Origin of the sequence: Bradyrhizobium hereditatis (genome assembly GCF_020329435.1) — a bacterium.
Lineage (GTDB): Bacteria > Pseudomonadota > Alphaproteobacteria > Rhizobiales > Xanthobacteraceae > Bradyrhizobium > Bradyrhizobium hereditatis.
In genome coordinates this window covers 450451-466367 of record NZ_JAGKJK010000005.1, presented here as the reverse complement: position 1 = coordinate 466367, position 15917 = coordinate 450451, and the positions used below count along the sequence as shown (strand labels likewise).

The 15917-nt window shown below is 64.1% G+C and carries 13 protein-coding genes; 7 read left to right on the top strand and 6 right to left on the bottom strand.

Annotated features, from left to right (window positions below; translation table 11 throughout):
- Window positions 1-10: 10 nt before the first annotated feature.
- From J6524_RS14955 to J6524_RS14935, 5 genes are all read right to left on the bottom strand, one after another.
- Window positions 11-1336 carry an MATE family efflux transporter gene (locus J6524_RS14955; protein ID WP_225671692.1) on the bottom strand — a complete coding sequence of 442 codons (1326 nt, stop codon included), beginning with the start codon at window positions 1334-1336 and terminating at the stop codon, window positions 11-13.
- A 2-nt stretch (window positions 1337-1338) separates the two neighbouring features.
- A complete protein-coding gene (locus J6524_RS14950; protein ID WP_225671690.1) occupies window positions 1339-2073 on the bottom strand; it encodes an MBL fold metallo-hydrolase in 735 nt (244 codons plus the stop codon).
- A 24-nt stretch (window positions 2074-2097) separates the two neighbouring features.
- Complete coding sequence (locus tag J6524_RS14945; RefSeq protein WP_225671688.1) at window positions 2098-2400, bottom strand: DUF6460 domain-containing protein; 303 nt, start codon at window positions 2398-2400, stop codon at window positions 2098-2100.
- Between the two features lie 97 nt (window positions 2401-2497).
- Window positions 2498-4366 carry a cisplatin damage response ATP-dependent DNA ligase gene (locus tag J6524_RS14940; RefSeq protein WP_225671686.1) on the bottom strand — a complete coding sequence of 623 codons (1869 nt, stop codon included), beginning with the start codon at window positions 4364-4366 and terminating at the stop codon, window positions 2498-2500.
- Window positions 4363-5400, bottom strand: a complete 1038-nt coding sequence (locus tag J6524_RS14935) for a ligase-associated DNA damage response exonuclease (RefSeq protein ID WP_225671841.1) — start codon at window positions 5398-5400, stop codon at window positions 4363-4365. The genes J6524_RS14940 and J6524_RS14935 overlap by 4 nt, the downstream gene beginning before the upstream one ends.
- Before the next feature lie 201 nt (window positions 5401-5601).
- On the opposite strand from J6524_RS14935, the gene J6524_RS14930 reads away from it, so the two are divergent.
- The 4 genes from J6524_RS14930 to pdeM all read left to right on the top strand — a co-directional run bounded on the left by J6524_RS14930 (window position 5602) and on the right by pdeM (window position 11491).
- On the top strand, window positions 5602-6528 hold the full coding sequence (locus tag J6524_RS14930; protein WP_225671684.1) for a class I SAM-dependent DNA methyltransferase: 927 nt from the start codon (window positions 5602-5604) through the stop codon (window positions 6526-6528).
- 106 nt (window positions 6529-6634) lie between these two features.
- Window positions 6635-7864 carry an ABC transporter substrate-binding protein gene (locus J6524_RS14925; protein ID WP_225671682.1) on the top strand — a complete coding sequence of 410 codons (1230 nt, stop codon included), beginning with the start codon at window positions 6635-6637 and terminating at the stop codon, window positions 7862-7864.
- A 306-nt stretch (window positions 7865-8170) separates the two neighbouring features.
- The gene (locus J6524_RS14920; protein ID WP_225671680.1) at window positions 8171-10768 is read left to right on the top strand and encodes a ligase-associated DNA damage response DEXH box helicase; all 2598 of its coding nucleotides are present in this window, start codon (window positions 8171-8173) and stop codon (window positions 10766-10768) included.
- A 51-nt stretch (window positions 10769-10819) separates the two neighbouring features.
- On the top strand, window positions 10820-11491 hold the full coding sequence (gene pdeM, locus J6524_RS14915; RefSeq protein WP_225671679.1) for a ligase-associated DNA damage response endonuclease PdeM: 672 nt from the start codon (window positions 10820-10822) through the stop codon (window positions 11489-11491).
- Window positions 11492-11697: 206 nt separating this feature from the next.
- Here the strand turns inward: pdeM and J6524_RS14910 are convergent, their stop codons facing one another.
- The gene (locus J6524_RS14910; RefSeq protein WP_225671677.1) at window positions 11698-12561 is read right to left on the bottom strand and encodes a LysR family transcriptional regulator; all 864 of its coding nucleotides are present in this window, start codon (window positions 12559-12561) and stop codon (window positions 11698-11700) included.
- Between the two features lie 97 nt (window positions 12562-12658).
- On the opposite strand from J6524_RS14910, the gene J6524_RS14905 reads away from it, so the two are divergent.
- The 3 genes from J6524_RS14905 (at window position 12659) to J6524_RS14895 (ending at window position 15828) form a co-directional block, all read left to right on the top strand.
- On the top strand, window positions 12659-13576 hold the full coding sequence (locus J6524_RS14905) for a DMT family transporter (RefSeq protein ID WP_225671675.1): 918 nt from the start codon (window positions 12659-12661) through the stop codon (window positions 13574-13576).
- A gap of 11 nt (window positions 13577-13587) precedes the next feature.
- On the top strand, window positions 13588-14370 hold the full coding sequence (locus J6524_RS14900) for an MBL fold metallo-hydrolase (protein ID WP_225671673.1): 783 nt from the start codon (window positions 13588-13590) through the stop codon (window positions 14368-14370).
- 99 nt (window positions 14371-14469) lie between these two features.
- Window positions 14470-15828: an NRAMP family divalent metal transporter gene (locus J6524_RS14895; RefSeq protein ID WP_225671671.1), complete on the top strand. Its 1359-nt coding sequence runs from the start codon at window positions 14470-14472 to the stop codon at window positions 15826-15828.
- Window positions 15829-15917: the final 89 nt, after the last annotated feature.

Genomic DNA, 15917 nt, shown 5'->3' with positions numbered 1-15917 from the left:
CTCATCCGGGCTACGAGCTGAACGACTTCCGCAGCAACGCCGGATACCTCAACGCCTCCAGCCCACCGCGCGCCGCATAGTGCACGAGCAGCGCGCCCCACAGTCCGGCATTGCCGTATGATCGCAGTACGAACCACGCGGCAAGAAAGATCAATAGCGAGGCCACCATCAGGTTACGCATGTCGCGCGCCCAGGTGGCGCCGATATAGATGCCGTCAAACGCAAAGGCGAACACGCCGAGCAGCGGCGCAAAGATGACGAACGGCAAATAATCGCGTGCGATGCGTCGCACCTCCACGCTTGCAGTCATCATATCGATAAACATAGTCCCAAACAGCAGGAAACAGGTGGCGACTGCGAGCGCGAAGCCGAAGCCCCAGATGATGACGAGCTTCACCGCACCTGCAAACGCATCCTTGTCGCGCGCGCCATAGGCGCGGCCGCAGAGCTGCTCGGCGGCATTGGCGAGGCCGTCGAGAAAAAAGGCGCCGAACAGCAGAAAATTGTTGAGCACCGCATTGGCGGCGAGCGTCATGTCGCCGGCACGGGCACCTTGCGAGGTGAAGAACAGGAACGCCGCGATCAGCGAGGCGGTGCGGATCATGATGTCGCGATTGACCGCGAGCATTCGCATCAGCTTGGTGCGGTCGAATAGCAACGCGCGGGAAGTTGCGAATTGCCCCTTCGAAAGCTGGCGCGCGATCAGCATGCCGAGCACCAGGCCTGCGGCTTCCGCGATCAGCGCGGCGATTGCCGCACCGGCAATTCCGAAGTCGAGCGCCAGCACCAGCACGATGGTCGCCGCCACGTTGATGAGATTGATGGTGATCTGCATGCCGAGCGCAAGTTTGGCGTGCGCTTGCCCGATCAACCATCCCAGCACGACATAATTGCCGAGCGCTAGCGGCGCCGACCAGATCCGGATGACGAAGTAGGCCTTGGCCGCGCCCGTGACGCCCTCGCTGCCACCCATCGCGCCCAGCAGAATCGTGGCGAGCGGGATCTGCAGCGCGATCAGCGCCGCACCAACCAGCGCTGCGACCATCAGTCCGCGCATCAGGATCGCGCGCAATTCGCTCGTCTCGCCGGCGCCCAGCGATTGCGCCGTAAAAGCCACCGTGCTCATGCGCAGGAAGCCAAACAGCCAGAATATGCAGTCGAACAGGACGGAAGCCATCGCCACGCCGCCGAGCAGGGTGGCGTCGCCAAGCCGGCCGATGGCGGTGGTCGAGACGATCCCGATCAGCGGCGTGGTCAGGTTTGCGACCATCGCGGGACCGGCGATGGCAAACACCTGTGCCGTCGTGACCCTGGAAGGGGACTTAAGTGAATGCATGCCTAGAGCTCGACGACCATGCCGTCATGGGCCGCCGTGTAGGGCAGTTCGCCCAATCGCCCGAGCATGTCGTCGCTCATATGCGTGAGCACCAGCAGCTTGGCATTGATTTCAGGCAGATGCGCTTCCAGCGTCTTCAGGCTGAGATGGTTCTTGACGAGCTTGTCGTAATAGTAGGCTTCCGCAATGAAGAGATCAGCACCTTGCGCCGCCGGGATCAGCGCATCAGTCCACTCGGTATCCGCGCTGTAGGTGATGATACGGCCCTCGGCCTCGATCCGATAGGCGAGAAACGGGCCGCCGGATTCGCCGTGGACCACGGGATAGGGCGTCACCTTGACGCTGCCGAACGTCCGGCTCTGCTCCGGTTCAAGCGGAATGACGGAAAGATCGAAGCGCTGCGGCGTCTTGGAGGAATGCTCGAACAGCGCTTCCCTTAACTTAGCGAGCTTCGTCTCGAGGCCTTGCGGGCCTGCGATGACGAGCGGGCGGGAGCGGCGCGTGAATTGCGCATCCAGCAGCAAGAATGGCAAGCCGCCAAAATGGTCGCCATGGAAATGCGTGATCAGGATCAGGTCGATATCGTCGCGAGCGATGCCCAGACGCTTCAGGGCCGGCAGTGACGACGCGCCGCAATCGATCAGGAAATTGACGCTCGCGCCCGTGACGTGAAAGCAGGTGTTGAACCTGCCGCCGGACCCGAGCGCATCGCCGCAGCCGACAAATCGCACTTGCATCGGCTGCAGCCTTTCGCCCCTAACTTATCGCCCACGCGGGGCGCCGAACAGCCGCGACAGCAGCCAGATCGGGATCACGATCACTGCGCCGAGCAGGAAGTAGCGCCACAGCCAGTTGACCGCATCGAAGCCGAGATCCCACAGCCGCTGGAACAGCATGCGGATGCTGTGCAGGATATTCCAGGGATCAAAGCCGATCGCGGCGAGCACCACGCCGACCAGGATCGACAGCATGATCAGCCGGAAGGCCACCGACAGCGGCGAGCCGCCGAGAAAGCGGTTCAGGCCGTCACTGCTGGCCGGCAGGTCTCTGATGTCGTTGGGCATCGGGCTCTCCTCGCGGAACGTACCGCATTATAGGCACGGCGAGGCACATGGGGAACCCGCACCTCGCAATCAATGTCCGCCATGCGTCCCTGGAATGTTAATTTGCCGTCACGTTCTTCAGCATCCGCTCCAGCGTCTCCAGCCGGTCGGCCTCGCGCGGTGGCTTGTCCCAACGCAGGCGGCTGATGCGCGGAAACCGCATTGCGACGCCGGATTTGTGCCGCGGCGAGCGCTGCAATCCCTCGAAGGCGACTTCCAGCACGAGGCCCTGGTCCGGCTCGTGCACGACGTGGCGAACGGGGCCGAATTTTTCTGTCGTGTTACGGCGGACGAAACGATCGATCTGCAAAAGTTCCTCATCGGTGAAGCCGAAATAGGCCTTGCCGACTGGCACCAGTTGCTCGCCATCCTCGCCATTGGTCCAGACGCCGAAGGTGTAATCCGAATAATAGGACGAGCGCTTGCCGTGGCCGCGCTGCGCATACATCAGCACGGCGTCGATGATGTGTGGATCGCGCTTCCATTTCCACCACTGGCCCTTGGGGCGACCCGGCAGATACGGCGCGTCACGGCGCTTGAGCATCACGCCCTCGACCGCATCGGCATCCTCGCCGGCGCCGGCGCTTTTCGGATCGGCGCGCGCCGCCATCAGCGCGTCCCAGGTCTCGAAGGGAATGGTGGGCGAGAGGTCGATGCGCGGATCGTCGAGCTTGCGGACGAATGCTTCGAGATGCGCGCGGCGTTCGGCAAATGGCAGCTCGCGCAGATCGTTCTCGTCGTCGCCGAGCAGGTCATAGGCGCGCAAGTGAATCGGAAATTCGTTGAGCAGTTTCGGCGAGACGACCTTTCGATTGAGCCGCTGCTGCAGCACGTTGAAGGTCTGGACGCGGCCCTCGCGCAACACCAGCAGTTCACCGTCGATCGCGCCCGGCAGATGCAGCGACGGAACGAGATCGGGAAAACTCTTGGTGATATCTTCGCCGGTGCGCGAATAGAGCCGCGCCTGCATGTGGCCGCGCTCGTCGCGGCCGGAGACCGCCTGCACGCGAATGCCGTCCCATTTCCATTCGGCAATGTAATCGGCGGGATCGAGACTGGCGAAATCGGTATCCTCGATCGCATGCGCCAGCATGACAGGACGGAACGGCGCGGGATCGCGGTTGACCGGCTTGTCGCCGCGGCCTTCCAGCCAGGCGAACAATTCGAGATAGGGCGGGGCAAGGCCGGGCCAGATCAGTTCGATGTCGTGCGGATCCTTGTCGCCCAGCGCCGCCGCGGCGGTCTTCGCCAGCCGTGCCGAAATCCCGATCCGCATCGCGCCGGTGACGAGTTTTAACAGCGCCCATCGCCCGGTCTCATCGAGCTCATCGAGCCAGCGCGCGAGCTGCGCCGGAAGTTCGGTCTTGCCGAGCGTGCGGAGCGTGCTGACGACTTCGGAGAGGGTAGGCGGCGGCGGGTTGTTGTGGCGGGTGTCAACGTTGGCACCACCCGTGTGGTATCCCTCTCCCTGACATCGAGAGCGAGCTTCGCTCGCCTCGGACCCCGCAAGGGGGGAGGGGACGGAGAGAGCGGTGTTTGTGGTCTTGGAATTGTTCTGTGGCGAGAGCCCCGCACGCAACTGCGCTCCCTCCCCCCTTGCGGGGGAGGGCGGGGGAGAGGGGTCGCCCAGCAAAGACTCTGCGTAGTGGCTCCCACCCTTCGGCCACATCAGCGCAACCGTCTCCGACAGATCCCCGACGTAATCATACGACAGCCCAAACAACACCGGATCGCTGCGATCCATAATCAGGTCGCGGATCAATCCCGGCTTGGCATGCTTGAACGACAGCGCGCCGGTCAGCGCCGCCAGCGCGTAGCCGCGGTCGGGATCGGGCGTCTCGCGAAAATAGGCGGTGATCAGGCGCAGCTTGTTGTTGCGGCCGGGCTCATAGGCGAGCCGATCGAGCAATTCGGCGAAGCGGTTCATGCGTCCGCCTCGTCGGGTGCAACCACCTCGTGCTCTTCCTCGTCGCCATAGCCGACAAGGTCGAGCGGGCGCGCGGCAAGCCCGCGCGTCCTGCACCAATGCACCAGCGCGTCTTCCTGGCCATGCGTGACCCACACTTCTCCCGCGCCGGTCGCTTCGATGGTTGCGGTCAGGCCGTCCCAGTCGGCATGGTCCGAGATCACCAGCGGGAGTTCGACGCCGCGTTGGCGGGCACGCGCCCGCACCCGCATCCAGCCCGAGGCGAATGCTGTCACCGGATCGGGAAAACGCCGCGTCCAGATGTCAGATGTGGCCGAGGGCGGCGCCAGCGTGATGGTGCCGGCAAGATCGGCCTTCTTCATGCCCCTGACCGGCCGCAGCTCGCCGAGCGCGATGCCGCGGCTTTCGTAGTAATGTGTGATCTGCTCCATCGCGCCGTGAAGATAGATCGGCGCGTCATAGCCCTGCTCCCGGAGCAGTGCGATCACGCGCTGCGCCTTGCCGAGCGAATAGGCGCCGACCAGATGCGCGCGCTCCGGAAACAGCTTAACCGATGCCAGAAGCTTCTTCACTTCCTCGGCCGCATCGCCATGACGGAAGACCGGCAGCCCAAACGTCGCCTCGGTGATGAAGACATCGCAGGGCACGACTTCGAACGGCGTGCAGGTCGGGTCGGGCGCATCCTTGTAGTCGCCGGAAGCGACGATGCAGGTGTCCTTGCAGCTCACCGCGATCTGCGCCGAGCCCAGCACATGGCCCGCGGGGTGGAATTTGATCTTGACGTCGCCAAGCGTAATTTCCTCGCCATAGCGGACGGCCTGCGTCGTTCGCGCAAAATTGTCGCCATAGCGCAGCCGCATCATGTCGAGCGTTTCCTGCGTCGCGAGCACCGCGCCATGACCGGCTCGCGCATGGTCGGAATGGCCATGCGTAATCACGGCGCGCTCGACCGGTCGCACGGGATCGATATGGAAGCCGCCCGGCTTGCAGCACAGACCGGCGGGGAGGGGGATCAGGATGTCTTGCGGACGCATGCCAGACATATAGGTGCCTTGGCAGCAATGTTTAGCCGTCATGCGCGGGCTTGACCCGCGCATCCATCTTCGCAAAGAGTCCCTGCTTTGATGGATTGCCGGGTCCCGGCTCCGCCAAGGCTTCGCCGGGCATTCCAGTGTCAGGCCGGCGTAGCTTCGGCGAAGTCGGCAAGCCCGGCAATGACGAGTTGGTTCCTTGAAATGCCTGCCCGCCTTTTTCTCTCCTCCGGCGATCTGATGGCCGACCGCCGGTTCGAATTCGCGCGCGATCTGCAATTGAAGGGCGACCTGGCCGCCGCCGCTGACCTGCTCATGCAGGCGATCGAGCTGGCGCCGAATTTCGCATCCGCCTGGTTCACGCTCGGTGGCATCCGCGAAGAACTCGGCGAGCGCGAGGCGGCCGTCTCGGCGTTTCAAAGGGCGCAGGCCTGCGATCCCGGCGATCGCCATGGCGCAGCGCTTCGGTTGATGCGGCTCGGCGCTGCGCCATTGACCGGTATGTCGCAGGCTTATGTGCAAACCCTGTTCGATCAATACGCGCCGCGCTTCGAATCCTCCCTGGTCGGCGATCTCGACTATCGCGGTCCGGAGCTGTTGTTCCGCGCCGTGCTGTCGGTACGATCGGCCGAACGCAAGCCCGCCTTCTTCAAGCGCGCGATTGATCTCGGCTGCGGCACCGGCCTTGCGGCATCGGCATTCGCCCGCGGGGTCGATCATTTCATCGGCGTCGATCTGTCGCCACGCATGATCGAGCGGGCGCGCGCCACCGGCCTCTATGCCGAGCTGGAAGTTGCCGACATGCTACAGGGACTGCGTGCACGGCCGGACGCCGGCGCCGAGCTCATTCTCGCCGCGGATGCCATGGTGTATGTCGCCGAGATCGCGCCCGTGCTGAAGGAAGCCGGCCGTGTGCTGGTCTCCGGCGGACTGATCGCCTTCACCACCGAAACCCATGACGGCGACGGCGTCATCCTCGGCGAGGGTCTGCGCTACGCCCATGCCCCAGCTCACGTGCGCGCCGAGGTCGAAACTGCCGGCCTCAAACTGTCCCTGCTGGAGAACCGCTCCGCCCGCAACGAGGACAACACGCCGGTTCCCGGGCTGGTCGTCGTCGCCGCGAAAACTTGAGTCTAGACGCTACGCACGCCGCGAATGGCGGCATTGCGTGCGACATGTCCGCTATTGCCACTCGTGCCGGAATGGCGGATCAAGACTCCCATAAGGGAGAACAACAATGAAGAATAAACAGACCCGGCGCGAATTTGGCGCCACTGCACTTGCCACCGTCCTTGCATCCGCAATGCCCGCGCCCTTCGTTTGGGCCGCGGAAAAGAAATATGATCCGGGCGCCAGCGACACCGAAATCAAGATCGGACAGACCGTGCCGCATTCCGGTCCCGGCTCGCTCTATGGTGTGCTGGGGCGCGTCGGCGAGGCTTATTTCCAGATGCTGAACGAGAAAGGCGGCATCAATGGACGCAAGGTGAAATTCTTCAGCATGGATGACGCCTACAGCGCGCCGAAATGCGTCGAGGCGACGCGACGGCTGGTCGAGCAGGAGGAAGTGCTTGCGCTATACGGCTCGCTCGGCACCGCGCCGCAGACCGCCGTGCACAAATATCTTAATTCGAAGGGCGTGCCGCAATTGCTGCTCAACACCGGCGCGTCGAAATGGAACGATCCGAAGAACTTCAAATGGACCATGGCTGGTCTGCCGCTCTATCCGACCGAAGCGCGCATCCTCGCCCGGCATGTCGTGAGTGTAAAGCCGAACGCGAAGATCGGCATCCTCTACCAGAATGACGATTTCGGCCGTGACTTCCTTGGCCCCTTCAAGAAGGTGCTGGCCGATGCCGGCGGCACCGCCAAGGTGATCATGGAGCAGACCTACGATCTGACCGAGCCGACGATCGATTCGCAGGTCATCAATCTCTCGAAATCCGGCGCCGATGTTTTCTACAACATCTCGACCGGTAAGGCGTCGTCGCAGTCGATCCGGAAAGTCGCGGAGCTCGGCTGGAAGCCGCTGCATCTCTTATCGGCGGGCTCAACCGGCCGTTCGATTCTCAGCGCCGCCGGTTTCGAGAACGCCTCCGGCATCGTCGCGATCAGATACGCCAAGGAAGTCGGCGTCCCGCGCTTCGAGAAGGATCCGGACGTGATGGCGTTCGAGGAGTTGCGGAAGAAATATTTGCCCAATGTCGACCCTGACAACACCATCGCCTTTGCCGGCTATGGCCAGGTCGCAACCATGGCGGAAATCCTGCGCCGCTGCGGCGACGAACTCACCCGCGCCAACGTGCTGAAGCAGGCGACGACGCTGGCCGGCTACCACTCGCCCTATTTCCTCGACGGCGTGAATTACAGCTACACGCCCGAGGACTATACGCCGATGAAGACGCTCTACATCTCGATCTTCAACGGCAAGGATTGGGACATCTCCGATAAGCCGGTGACGGAGTGAGAGGCGCACGCGCACTGTATTCTCTCTCTCTCCCGTTCTTCACGGGGAGAGGGTTGGGGTGAGGGGCTCTCTCCACCAGGCGGTGCGAGCCGAAAGACCTGCACCCCCTCACCCGGATCGCTTCGCGATCCGACCTCTCCCCGCGAGCGGGGCGAGATTGACCTGCGTCCTACGTCTCCGCATGCGCTCCCTCATCCCGTTCTTCACGGGGAGAGTGCCGCGAAAAGCGGGGCGAGGTGACTTTCGAGGCCCCTCGACGAACCCGTTCCGACGGCTTACCTCTTCCCTGTGCCGTCGCCTCAACCCTTGCCCTTCACGCCGCTCGAAGCGGCTGCGCTATTGCCCGAGCGCTTCCGGCGCTGGTTTGCCGCGCGCGGCTGGTCGCCGCGCGAGCATCAGCTCGCGTTGCTTGCCAAGGCCAGTGGCGATCGCTCAGCACTGCTGATCGCGCCGACCGGCGCGGGCAAGACGTTGGCTGGATTTCTGCCGACGCTGGTAGAGCTGAGTGCGGCCTCAACGGCGGTGCGCTCTTCTCCCTCCCCCCTTGCGGGGGAGGGGGCGCATATCGCAAGTCGGAAGATCATCTCCACCGGCCGCAGTGTGAAGCGCACCGGCGGCCTCCACACGCTCTACATCTCGCCGCTGAAGGCGCTTGCGGTCGATATCGCGCGCAATCTGGAAACGCCGATCGCCGAGATGGGGCTGCCGATCAAGGTCGAGACCCGCACCGGCGACACGCCGGTGTCGCGGCGACAGCGACAGCGGCGCTATCCGCCGGACATCCTGCTGACCACGCCGGAGCAACTCGCACTGCTATTGTCGTCGGACGACGCGCCGTTTCTGTTCGCTTCGCTGAAGCGCATCGTGCTCGACGAATTGCATGCGCTGGTCACCTCCAAGCGCGGCGATCTGCTGTCGCTCGGGCTGGCGCGGCTGTGGCGGCTGGCGCCGGAGATGCGCGCGATCGGGCTATCGGCGACGGTGGCCGAGCCGGAATCGCTGGCGCGGTTTCTGGTGCCGCAGCGTGAGGGCAGGGAAGATGCCGCCGACATCGTCGTGGCCGGCGGCGCGGCAGAGCCGGTGGTTGAAATGCTCGACACCCAGGAGCGGCTGCCCTGGGCCGGCCACACCGCGCGCCATGCGCTGGGCGAAATGTATGAGCTGATCAAGCGCAACAAGACGACGCTGATCTTCGTCAATACCCGCAGCCAGGCCGAGATGCTGTTCCAGGATTTCTGGCGGATGAACGACGACGGCCTCGCCATTGCCCTGCATCATGGCTCGCTCGATGTCGCGCAGCGCCGCAAGGTCGAGGACGCGATGGCGGCCGGCAAGCTGCGCGGTGTGGTCTGCACCTCTTCGCTCGATCTCGGCGTCGACTGGGGCGACGTCGACCTCGTCATCAATGTCGGTGCGCCCAAAGGGGCTTCGCGCCTGATGCAGCGCATCGGCCGCGCCAACCACCGGCTCGATGTGCCCTCGCGCGCCGTCCTGATTCCGGCCAACCGTTTCGAAGTTCTGGAGTGCCGCGTCGCGATCGATGCCATCGCCGAGAATGCGCAGGATACGCCGCCTTTGCGAACCGGTGCACTCGACGCGCTGGCGCAGCACGTGCTCGGCTGCGCCTGCGGCGAGCCATTCTTTTCCGACGAGCTCTATGCGGAAGTGCTGACCTCGGCGCCTTACGCGTCGCTGACGCGCACCGACTTCGATGACGTGGTCGACTTCGTCGCGACCGGCGGCTATGCCTTGAAGACTTACGAACGCTTCGCTCGCATCAAGCAGGACAAACAAGGGCGCTGGCGCGTCGCCAATCCGAAAGTGCGGCAAAGCTATCGCCTCAATGTCGGCACCATCGTCGAGGACACCATGCTGAAAGTGCGCCTGGTGCGCTCGCGCGGTGGCGGCTCTGGCTCGACCGGCGCGCTCGGCCGCGGTGGACGGATGCTGGGCGAGATCGAGGAAGCCTTCATCGAAGGCCTCGTCATCGGCGATACATTTGTGTTCGGCGGCGAAGTCGTGCGCTACGAGGCGCTGGCCGAGGACGTGGTCTATGTCTCCCGCGCCAATGACAAGGACGCCAAGGTGCCGTCGTATATGGGCGGCAAGTTTCCGCTCTCGACCTATCTTGCCGAACGCGTCCGCAAATTGCTCGATGACCGCCGCGCCTGGAACGCGCTGCCGGATCAGGTGCGCGACTGGCTGTCGCTGCAGAAGGATTTTTCCCGCGTGCCGGCGGTGCGCGAGCTGCTTGTCGAAACCTTTCCTCGCGCCAACAAGCATTACCTCGTCTGCTATCCGTTCGAGGGGCGGCTGGCGCACCAGACCCTAGGCATGCTGCTGACGCGGCGGATGGAGCGGGCGCGGATGCGACCGCTCGGCTTCGTCGCCAACGAATATGCGCTTGCCGTGTGGGGCCTCGGCGACATGTCGTTCATGATTCGCCAAGGCAAGCTAGATCTCAACGCGCTGTTCGAACCCGACATGCTGGGCGACGATCTCGAAGCCTGGCTCGCCGAGTCTGCGCTGATGAAGCGCACCTTTCGTACCTGTGCGATCATCTCCGGCCTGATCGCGCGGCGCTTCACCGGCGAGGAGAAAACCCGCCGCCAGGTGCTGTTCTCGACCGACCTGATCTACGACGTCCTGCGCAAGCACCAGGCCGACCATGTACTATTGCGCGCCGCGCGCGCCGACGCGGCCACCGGACTGCTCGATCTGAAGCGGCTCGGTGATATGCTCTCGCGCATTCAGGGACGAATCACCCATCGGGAACTCGAGCACGTTTCGCCGCTCGCCGTGCCCGTGATGCTGGAAATTGGCCGCGAGTCAGTTTATGGCGAAGCAGGGGACGAGTTGTTGGCGGAAGCGGCCGACGAACTCGTCAAAGAGGCGATGGGATAGGCGGGAAGACAGGTGACGGCGGGGGCGCAATCTTCGGAAGACGATCAACAGATGCGCGCCTCGAGGGTCACCATCGCCGACGTCACGTTTATCGCCGATGTGTCGGGCGCGCTGTTTTGGCAGGAGCAGCGCCTGCTCGTCGTCTCCGATCTGCATCTGGAAAAAGGCTCGAGCTACGCCAGGCGCGGCGTGCTGTTGCCGCCCTATGATACGGTGGCGACGCTGAGCCGTCTCGCCGCCGTGATCGCGCGGCACGACCCGCGCATGGTGATTGCGCTCGGCGACAGTTTTCACGATCGCGATGCGCATCAGCGCCTATCGGCGTCTGATCGCGAGGCACTCTCGGCGATGCAGGCGCGGCGCGACTGGATCTGGATCTCGGGCAATCACGATCCGGCGCTGCCGCCCGATCTCGGCGGCACGGTGGCGAATGAAGTCGCGATCGGGCCGATTGCGTTTCGTCACGAGCCCACCGGGGCCGCCGGCGAAATCGCCGGCCATTTGCACCCCAAGGCGCGTGTCGCCACCCGGGGACGATCGATGGAGCGGCGGTGCTTTGCTTCCGACGGCGAGCGCGCGGTGATGCCGGCGTTTGGCGCCTACACCGGAGGTCTCAGCATCCGCGACCCGGCGTTTGCAAAGATCTTTAGCGCGCCCGATTTCATGGCACATGTGCTCGGCGATCGCCGGCTGCACTCGATCGTCGCGTCGCGGTGTTATTGATCCTTCGTCGGCGCCACATCCCTTCATAACCTCGCCCCGCTTGCGGGGAGAGGTCGGATTGCCTCGGCGATGCGAAGCATCGTCCGGTGCAATCCGGGTGAGGGGGTACAGGTCTAACCGCGTTCGGTGCTCGCGGAGGCAGCCCCTCACCCCAACCCTCTCCCCGCGAAGAGCGGGGCGAGGGAGCGCACCGCCGTCGCCGCTCGCTACGCCGCTTTTGCCTGCACCGTCTCGCAGAACTCCGCGAGCTTGTCCGCCAGCCGCAACGTCGCCGGGCTCGCATCCGGCGCGGCGACCAGCGCAACTTCCGTCTTGTCGATCGGCGCAAAGCCGTCCTTGGCGGTCAGCACGCGATGATCGGCCTGGATCGCGACCTCAGACAGGATGCTCAGGCCCATGCCGGCCGCAACTGCCGCCTGAATGCCGGCAAGATTGGAAGAGGTATAGGCCATGTGCCAGGTGCGGCCGGCGCTCTCGAGCGCGTGGATTGCACCGGCGCGGTACAGGCAGCCCGTCGGAAATCCGATCAGCGGCACCGAGCCCGTGCGGGTGTCGCGCGGACGGCTCTTGCTCGTTACCCAATGCACGCGCTCCGGCCACACCGCGATGCCACCTTTCTCGCCGGCCGAGCGCTTGAACAGCGCCAGATCGAGCTCGCCGCGTTCAAGCTCGCGTTTGAGGATGGCGCTCTGGTCGGCGCGAACGTCCAGCCGTAGCGTGGGGTGCGAGCGCGAGAATGACGCGAGCAACTTCGTCAGGCGATAGGCGGCAAAGTCCTCGGTCACGCCCAGCCGCACCGTGCCTTCATTGCCAGGACGCGCCACCACGTCGCGCGCCTCCTCGGCGAGCGCCAACAGTCGCCGCGCATAGGATAGCAGCCGCTCGCCGGCTTCGGTCGGCGTCACGTCCTTGCCGTTGCGGATCAATAGCGGCTGGCCGACATCGTCCTCCAGTCGCTTGATCTGCTGGCTCACGGTCGATTGCGTGCGGTGGACCCGTTCGCCGGCACGGGTAAAGCCGCCGGCATCGACGACGGAAACGAAGCTGCGCAGGAGCTCCAGATCGAGCATTCCAATGCTCCATTTATAAATCCACTGGATATCAGTTTATCATTTAATTTCCAAATATCAAGGCGCGGCCCTAAATCATGGGCAAAGGAGACTTCCCATGCCGCTCGCGCCCTCCGTCGCGGTTCCCCGCGCGGCTTTCAATGCACTCCCGCTCTATATCGCGCTGTTCTGCCTGCTCTGGAGCTTCGCCTTCGTCGCCGGCAAGATCGGCGTCACCGATTGTCCGCCACTGATCCTGCTTGCCGCGCGTTTCTCGCTGGCGGGCGTCCTAATCCTCGGCATTTCCGCGCTTCGCAGCGAAAAATGGGATCTGTCGTGGCACGATATCGCCGTGTTCGCGTTGCTCGGCGTTGCCAACAATGCGCTCTATCTCGGCCTCGGCTATATCGGGCTGCAGACGGTGTCCGCGGGCCTCGGCGGCCTGATCGTGTCGGCCAATCCCGTTTTCACCGCGATACTGGCCGCGCTGTTGCTCGGCGAAGCCATGACCTGGCGCAAGGTGACGGGCCTGCTGCTTGGCATCGCCGGCGTGACCTTCATCGTCTGGCATCGCATGTCGGTTGGGTTAGATGATTGGCACGGCATCCTGTTCACGCTGGCATCATTGGCTTCGATCGTCGCTGGCACCATCCTGTTCAAGGTCCTCGCGCCGAAGGGCTCGCTCTGGATCGGCAACGGCATTCAGAACATCGCTGGCGGCCTTGCGGTGATGCCGTTCGCGTTCACGCTCTCCAGCCTCAGCGATATCGTGCCGAGCGCGCGGCTTGCCGGCGCCTTCGCGTTCCTCGTGTTCGGCGGCTCGATCCTCGCCTATCTGCTCTGGTTTCATCTCTTGAAAGTTTGCGGGGCGACCGCTGCGAGTGCCTATCATTTCCTGATGCCGCCGCTCGGCATGCTGTTCGCCTTCCTCGTGCTCGGCGAACACGTCGAATTCCGCGACCTGCTCGGCATCATTCCCGTCGCGCTTGGCATCTATCTGGTGACCCGCCCCGCTGCGGCCGGCCAGTCTTCATAAAGGAGCAAATCATGACAGTGACGATTACGCTGATCGGCGGTCCCACCGCGCTGATCGAACTCGACGGCTTCCGCCTCCTCACCGATCCGACCTTCGATGCGCCCGGCGCCTATCAACTGCCGCATGTGAAGCTGGAGAAGCTGGTTGGCCCGGCGCTCAGCGCGCAGGATGTCGGCGCGGTCGATGCCGTGCTGCTCAGCCACGACCAGCATTCGGACAATCTCGATCATGCGGGGCGCGAGTTTCTCAAATCAGCCAAGCGCGTACTGACGACAGAAGTCGGCGCGAAGCGGCTCGGCGGCCATGCAGAAGGCTTCGCGCCATGGCAGGCCACCGAGCTGACGGGCAAAGACGGTCATGCGCTCACGATTACCGCGACGCCCGCGCGCCACGGCCCGGCCGGCATCGAGCCGCTGGCGGGTGATGTCATCGGCTTCGTCGTCGCCTCGAACAGACCGGGCAGCCGTCCGATCTATATCAGCGGCGACACCGTCTGGTACGATGGCGTTGCCGAAGTCGCGAGGCGCTTCAAGGCGGGCATCGTGCTGCCGTTTGCAGGTGCGGCGCAAACCCGCGGGCCCTTCCACATCACCATGGATACCAACGACACGATTGAGACCGCTCGCGCATTTTCCGACGCGGTGGTCGTCCCCGTGCATACCGAGGGGTGGAAACACTTTCGCCAGAGCGCAAATGACCTGCGCGCCACCTTCGATACGCTGGGTTTTGGTGCGCGATTGCGCATCCTGGAGCCGGGCGTTGCGACGATCATCGAGGCGCCGAACGCAGCATAAACAGCAGCGCCGGTGTGCCCGGCCCAAGCGGCCTTGAGGCGAGTTCCTGCCTAGGAACCGAAGCGCTTCAGGGTCGTTGTCGGTGCGACTGGATCGGGCATGACGAATCGCACCAAACTAAGTTCGCAGCATCTTGCGAGTGGGGCCTCCAGCCATCCGAAACAGGCCGTGAAGCAGCGGTCGCGCCGGACGTTTAGCTTGCGCGATGGGCTGAAGGCGCTCGGGCCCGGCCTGATCACCGGCGCGGCCGACGACGATCCATCGGGAATCGGCACCTACAGCCAAGCGGGCGCGCAGCTCAGTTACGGCATCGGCTGGACCATGCTGCTGACGTTTCCGCTGATGGCGGCAATTCAGGAAATCTCCGCGCGGGTCGGCCGCGTCACCGGTCATGGGATAGCGGGCAATGTGTGCCGGCATTATTCGAGGTGGTTGCTGAACGTCGTGGTGGCGCTGCTATTCATCGCCAATACCATCAACATCGGCGCCGACCTCGGCGCCATGGCGGACGCGACCAAACTCCTGATCGGCGGCCACAGTATCGTCTACGTATTGTTGTTCGGATTTATCTCGGTCGGCGCGCAGATCTTCCTTGATTACAGTCGTTACGTCGCGGTGCTGAAATGGCTGACGCTCAGTCTGTTCGCCTATGTCGCGGCGCTCGCCTTCGCCAAGGTGCAATGGGGTGACGCGCTCGCCGGGATCCTTGTTCCGCGCGTCAGCTGGAGCCTTGACTATTTCACCACCATCGTCGCGATCCTCGGCACCACGATCTCGCCCTACCTGTTCTTCTGGCAGGCCTCGCAGGAAGCCGAGGACCAGCGCGTCGACGCGACCAAGCGTCCCCTGATCGAAAGGCACTACGGCGCGCGGCGGGAATTCAGCCGCATCCGCGCCGACACCATCATCGGCATGGCGTTCTCCAATCTGATCGCGCTGTCGATCATCGTCACCGCAGCGGCCACGCTGCATGCGACCGGCAAGACCGATATCCAGAGCTCGGCGGAAGCCGCCGAAGCGCTGCGGCCGATCGCCGGTGCGTTTGCCGAAACGATCTTTGCGCTCGGCATCGTCGGTACGGGATTGCTGGCAGTCCCTGTGCTCGCCGGGGCCGCCGCCTACGCGGTCGGCGAGGGGCGGCGCTGGTCAGTCGGCCTTGGGCGCAAGCCGAAGGAAGCCGCCGCCTTCTACGCCGTGCTGGCTCTGTCGGGGGGAATCGGGATCGCGCTCAACTTCACGCCAATCAATCCGATCTCGGCGCTGTACTGGAGCGCCGTCATCAACGGCGTGCTCGCGGTGCCCGTGATGGTGCTGTTGATGTTGGTCGCAAAGCGACGCGACGTGATGGGCACGTTCGTCGTCAAGGGGCCGCTTTACTGGCTCGGATGGCTGTCGACGGTTGCGATGATGCTCTGCGTCGTCGCGATGGGCGTGGGGTTTGTTGTTGGGGAATCGTAGGATGGGTGGAGCAAAGCGGCACCCATCATGGCCGTGATGCGGCGGCGGATGTTGGGTATCGCTTCGCTCCAGCCAACCTACGCAATTAG

What these genes read in the sequence shown, in the direction of transcription:
- J6524_RS14955 (WP_225671692.1), bottom strand. Translation starts at nt 1,336, where the DNA reads ATGCATTCACTTAAGTCCCCTTCCAGGGTCACGACGGCACAGGTGTTT.
- J6524_RS14950 (WP_225671690.1), bottom strand. Translation starts at nt 2,073, where the DNA reads ATGCAAGTGCGATTTGTCGGCTGCGGCGATGCGCTCGGGTCCGGCGGC.
- J6524_RS14945 (WP_225671688.1), bottom strand. Translation starts at nt 2,400, where the DNA reads ATGCCCAACGACATCAGAGACCTGCCGGCCAGCAGTGACGGCCTGAAC.
- J6524_RS14940 (WP_225671686.1), bottom strand. Translation starts at nt 4,366, where the DNA reads ATGAACCGCTTCGCCGAATTGCTCGATCGGCTCGCCTATGAGCCCGGC.
- J6524_RS14935 (WP_225671841.1), bottom strand. Translation starts at nt 5,400, where the DNA reads ATGCGTCCGCAAGACATCCTGATCCCCCTCCCCGCCGGTCTGTGCTGC.
- J6524_RS14930 (WP_225671684.1), top strand. Translation starts at nt 5,602, where the DNA reads ATGCCTGCCCGCCTTTTTCTCTCCTCCGGCGATCTGATGGCCGACCGC.
- J6524_RS14925 (WP_225671682.1), top strand. Translation starts at nt 6,635, where the DNA reads ATGAAGAATAAACAGACCCGGCGCGAATTTGGCGCCACTGCACTTGCC.
- pdeM (WP_225671679.1), top strand. Translation starts at nt 10,820, where the DNA reads ATGCGCGCCTCGAGGGTCACCATCGCCGACGTCACGTTTATCGCCGAT.
- J6524_RS14910 (WP_225671677.1), bottom strand. Translation starts at nt 12,561, where the DNA reads ATGCTCGATCTGGAGCTCCTGCGCAGCTTCGTTTCCGTCGTCGATGCC.
- J6524_RS14905 (WP_225671675.1), top strand. Translation starts at nt 12,659, where the DNA reads ATGCCGCTCGCGCCCTCCGTCGCGGTTCCCCGCGCGGCTTTCAATGCA.
- J6524_RS14900 (WP_225671673.1), top strand. Translation starts at nt 13,588, where the DNA reads ATGACAGTGACGATTACGCTGATCGGCGGTCCCACCGCGCTGATCGAA.
- J6524_RS14895 (WP_225671671.1), top strand. Translation starts at nt 14,470, where the DNA reads ATGACGAATCGCACCAAACTAAGTTCGCAGCATCTTGCGAGTGGGGCC.